Source organism: Paenibacillus forsythiae T98, assembly GCF_000520735.1.
Taxonomy (GTDB): domain Bacteria; phylum Bacillota; class Bacilli; order Paenibacillales; family Paenibacillaceae; genus Paenibacillus_AQ; species Paenibacillus_AQ forsythiae.
The window spans coordinates 1-3,500 of record NZ_ASSC01000201.1; the positions used below are offsets into that span (position 1 = coordinate 1).

At 60.3% G+C, this 3,500-nt stretch carries 3 protein-coding genes and 1 pseudogene; all 4 read right to left on the bottom strand.

Annotated features, from left to right (window positions below):
- Positions 1-519: pseudogene (locus L692_RS28020) on the bottom strand (hypothetical protein); the annotation flags it as partial.
- Positions 519-2,240, bottom strand: a complete 1,722-nt coding sequence (locus L692_RS0107160; protein WP_025698486.1) for a DNA repair helicase XPB — start codon at positions 2,238-2,240, stop codon at positions 519-521. The gene L692_RS0107160 and the pseudogene L692_RS28020, both read right to left, overlap by 1 nt.
- Before the next feature lie 70 nt (positions 2,241-2,310).
- On the bottom strand, positions 2,311-2,724 hold the full coding sequence (locus L692_RS0107165; RefSeq protein WP_084463108.1) for a CBS domain-containing protein: 414 nt from the start codon (positions 2,722-2,724) through the stop codon (positions 2,311-2,313).
- 135 nt (positions 2,725-2,859) lie between these two features.
- Positions 2,860-3,500: amidohydrolase (locus tag L692_RS0107170; RefSeq protein ID WP_025698489.1), on the bottom strand; the 641-nt coding region annotated here is incomplete at its 5' end.

Here is a 3,500-nt window from a genome sequence, read left to right on the forward strand (position 1 = left end):
GTCAGGATACGGGGGGCGAAGTCCAAGTCCCCGCAAGTGCTCCTCGCTCATCTGAAGCCTGGCGGCGAGCTGGTTGACATATTTTTTATGCACAGCCCCTTTGGAGGTCAGTGGCAGTCCTTCCTCCGCCGCAAACCGCAGAACGCGGAACAGCTCTCCCGCAAGGCCCGGACCTGTCCGGACAGACAACTGAATCCCGCCGGGGTCCAGGGCCGAGGGGGTGATCGAAAAAAAATGGCTCTGTGCAGCCTCCCATCTTTCGGGCGGAATAAAGAACAGTCTCTCCCCTCCAATTTTCCGGACCGCAGCGAGCCAACCGTGCCTCCAAAGGTCTGCGACCGCCAATCTGAACTCCGCGCGGGTCATTTCATCAGGACGAAGCGAAGCCTCCTTGCCCTCCTGAAACGGTTGGTCCGCATGCGCCGCGCAAATCCGCTTCAGTACCTCGGCTGCAAGCCCGGACAATCTCCGCAGCCCGGCAGCCTCTTCTCCGTTATGCCCGCCACTCATCGTTACCATTATGATCCGAAAGCCTCCTTGCTGTGCGGATTCTCGCCCCCCGGTTCCTCAGCCCTTGTCCCGGATTCATCGCCAAACCCGCGCATTACGGTGTACTCGTAGCCCTGCTCCGTCAAGAACAGCCGCCGGCGAAGCGCGAACTCCTGCTCCCGGCTGTCCTCCGTTACCAGCGTATAGAAAAAAGCCCGGTTGTCTCCCCGCTTCGGGCGCAGCACCCGTCCCAGCCGCTGCGCTTCCTCCTGGCGTGAGCCGAACGCGCCCGACACTTCAATGGCAACCGAAGCGTCGGGAAGATTGACGGCGAAGTTGGCCACCTTGGATACGATCAGCACCGGCAAGACGCCTTCGTTAAATTCGCTGTACAGCTTCATCCGGGCTTGCTGCGGAGTCTTTCCGGTAATGACCGGAGCCCCGGTGATCGCGGCAAGCTCCGCAAGCTGGTCAAGGTACTGTCCGATAACAAGGATGGAAGCCCCTTCATGGGCCTTGATGATCCTCACCGTCATTTCCGCTTTGGCGGGATTGGCCGAAGCGAGACGAAACTTCTCTTTGGCCGTTCCGTGCAGATACCGCCTCTTGACCTCGGGCTCCATCGGCACCGGAATCTCTAGGCACTCTACAGCCGCGATCCAGCCACGATCCTCCAGCGTCTTCCAGGGGCAGTCGTAAATTTTCGGGCCGATCAGGGAAAACACATCTCCCTCCCTCCCGTCTTCCCTGACGAGCGTAGCGGTAAGGCCCAGCCGGAGCGTAGCCTGTATCTCGGCTGTCGCGCGAAAGACCGGAGCGGGCAGCAGGTGAACCTCATCGTACACGATCAGCCCCCAATTCCGCTCGCCTAACAGCCCCATGTGCTTGAAGCCGTCCCCTTTGGAAGCGCGGTGCGTCAACATCTGATAAGTCGCCACCGTAACCGGCCGCACCTGCCGCCGTTCGCCGGTATACTCACCGACGGATTCGGGAGGCAGATGGGTTCGCAGCTTCAGCTCCTCTGTCCATTGACGGACGGAGGTCGCATTGGAGGTCAGGATCAGCGTCTCGCATTTCGACGCCTCCAGCGCGGCCAGACCGACAAGGGTCTTGCCCGCGCCGCAGGGCAGAACCACAATCCCGCTGGCGCCGAAAGCCCTGAACCGCTCGGCCGCTTCACGCTGGTAATCCCTCAGCTCAAAGGAACGGTCCCCGTCCTGCCAGCGGATATCCAGCGCTTCGCCCTTATGGTAACCCGCGCTGTCCAGTACAGGATATCCCGCCCGGGCCAGCTCCTGCTTCAGCATGCCCCGGCGGGCGGCGCTGCCGGCCATTTCAAGCTGACCCGTTCTGAGGTAGCCGCATGCCGCCGCAGTCGTTCCCACCTCCGGCTCATTCAGAAGCTCTTCGCTGTCGGCCCGAAGCAGCAGCCTCTCCCCTTCATCTGCCGAATGCAAGGCGAGCCTTCCGTATCTGGACATCAGCAGCCTGATCTCTTCCGCAAGCCCGGAAGGGAGTCCCCGTCCGGAGAACCGCTCAAGGCATTCCGTGATTTCTTCCGGAGAAGCTCCGAGCGCGGCCGCGTTCCATAGCGACAGCGGCGTTATCCGGTATGTATGATAGAGCGCAGGACTCTTGACCAGCTCCGCGAACACCGGCAGACGCTCCCGCGCTGCTTCGAACTCCGGGTGGCCGCAATCCAGCAGCACCGTCCGGTCTCTGCGCACCAGGCACGGTCCCTTATTCATCATGTTCATCCCCCTCGCCATAAGGAAAAAGCCCATCCCGGCAACCGGGTATGAGCTTATAGATAAGAACGGTCTAGTGCATGTGATGCTGCTCGGATATATCCGACAGCGCGGCTCCGGCATTGTCCGCAAAAATCCCCCGCACCGCCAAATCGCCGATGGATACAACGCCGATCAGCTTCTTGCCGTCCGTTACGGGCAGGCGGCGGATTTGCTGTGAAGCCATCAGTTCGGCGGCTTCATCCACCGTAGTGGATTGCGAAGCGCAGCGGATTCCTGTCGTCATGACTCTCTCCACCGATGTCGATCCCGAGTGCTTCTCGGCATATCCCCGAATAACAAGGTCGCGGTCGGTAACCACGCCGATGAGCGTATGGCCGTCGGAGAAATCAACAACTGGAATAAATCCGGTGTCGTTGTCTCTCATTTTGACGGCCGCTTCATAAATGTTGTCCTGCAGAGTCACCGTAACCGGCTGGGTGGTCATTACTTCCTGAACTGTTTTCTTCAATGAAGAAACCTCCTTTCGCTTGTCGGATGACGCCGCCGATACCGGCTCAAGCGCAAAAAAGTGCGCTGGCGCATCCGTATTACGCAAGTAGGTTCTCCCGTTACGGCAAAATTATTCGCCCTTCGCTTCGCCCAGGCAGGAATCCGTCATGGCGATCAGCAGCCTCAGCCCGTGCAGCATCGCCGTTTCGTCGATATCGAATTTGGCGTGATGATGAGGATAGTCCGCGTTCTTCCCGGGATTTCCGGCCCCCACGAACATGAAGCACCCGGGGATCTCCTTGACATAATAGGCAAAATCCTCGGCAGGCATCTGCTTCTCGATCCGTTCAACCCGAACCGAATCGCCGAGCGCGGCAGGCGCTTCCCGGAAGAAACGCGCCGCCTCGCCTTCATCGTTGATGAGCGGCGGGTAGCCCATTAAATAATCCAGCTTCGATTCGGCGCCGTAGGCGGCGGGAACCGAAGCCACCATTTCTTCGATCCGGCGTTTGAGCAGCTGCCTGGTCTCGCCATCATAGGCCCGGACCGTTCCGGTAATCCGGCAGCGCTCCGCCACGACATTCTGGGCGTATCCGCCCTGAATGGTGCCTACACTTAAGACCGCGGGCTTCAGCGGGTCCACCGAGCGGCTGATGATGGTGTGAAGCTGCGTGACGAGCGCCGCTCCGGCCGCGATGCTGTCAACCGTCCGGTGCGGCGTCCCGGCATGCCCTCCCTTGCCGATGATATCGATAAAGAATTCATCGGCGG

Coding starts and splice junctions, on each gene's coding strand:
- L692_RS0107160 (WP_025698486.1), bottom strand. CDS start 2,240: ATGATGAATAAGGGACCGTGCCTGGTGCGCAGAGACCGGACGGTGCTG.
- L692_RS0107165 (WP_084463108.1), bottom strand. CDS start 2,724: ATGACCACCCAGCCGGTTACGGTGACTCTGCAGGACAACATTTATGAA.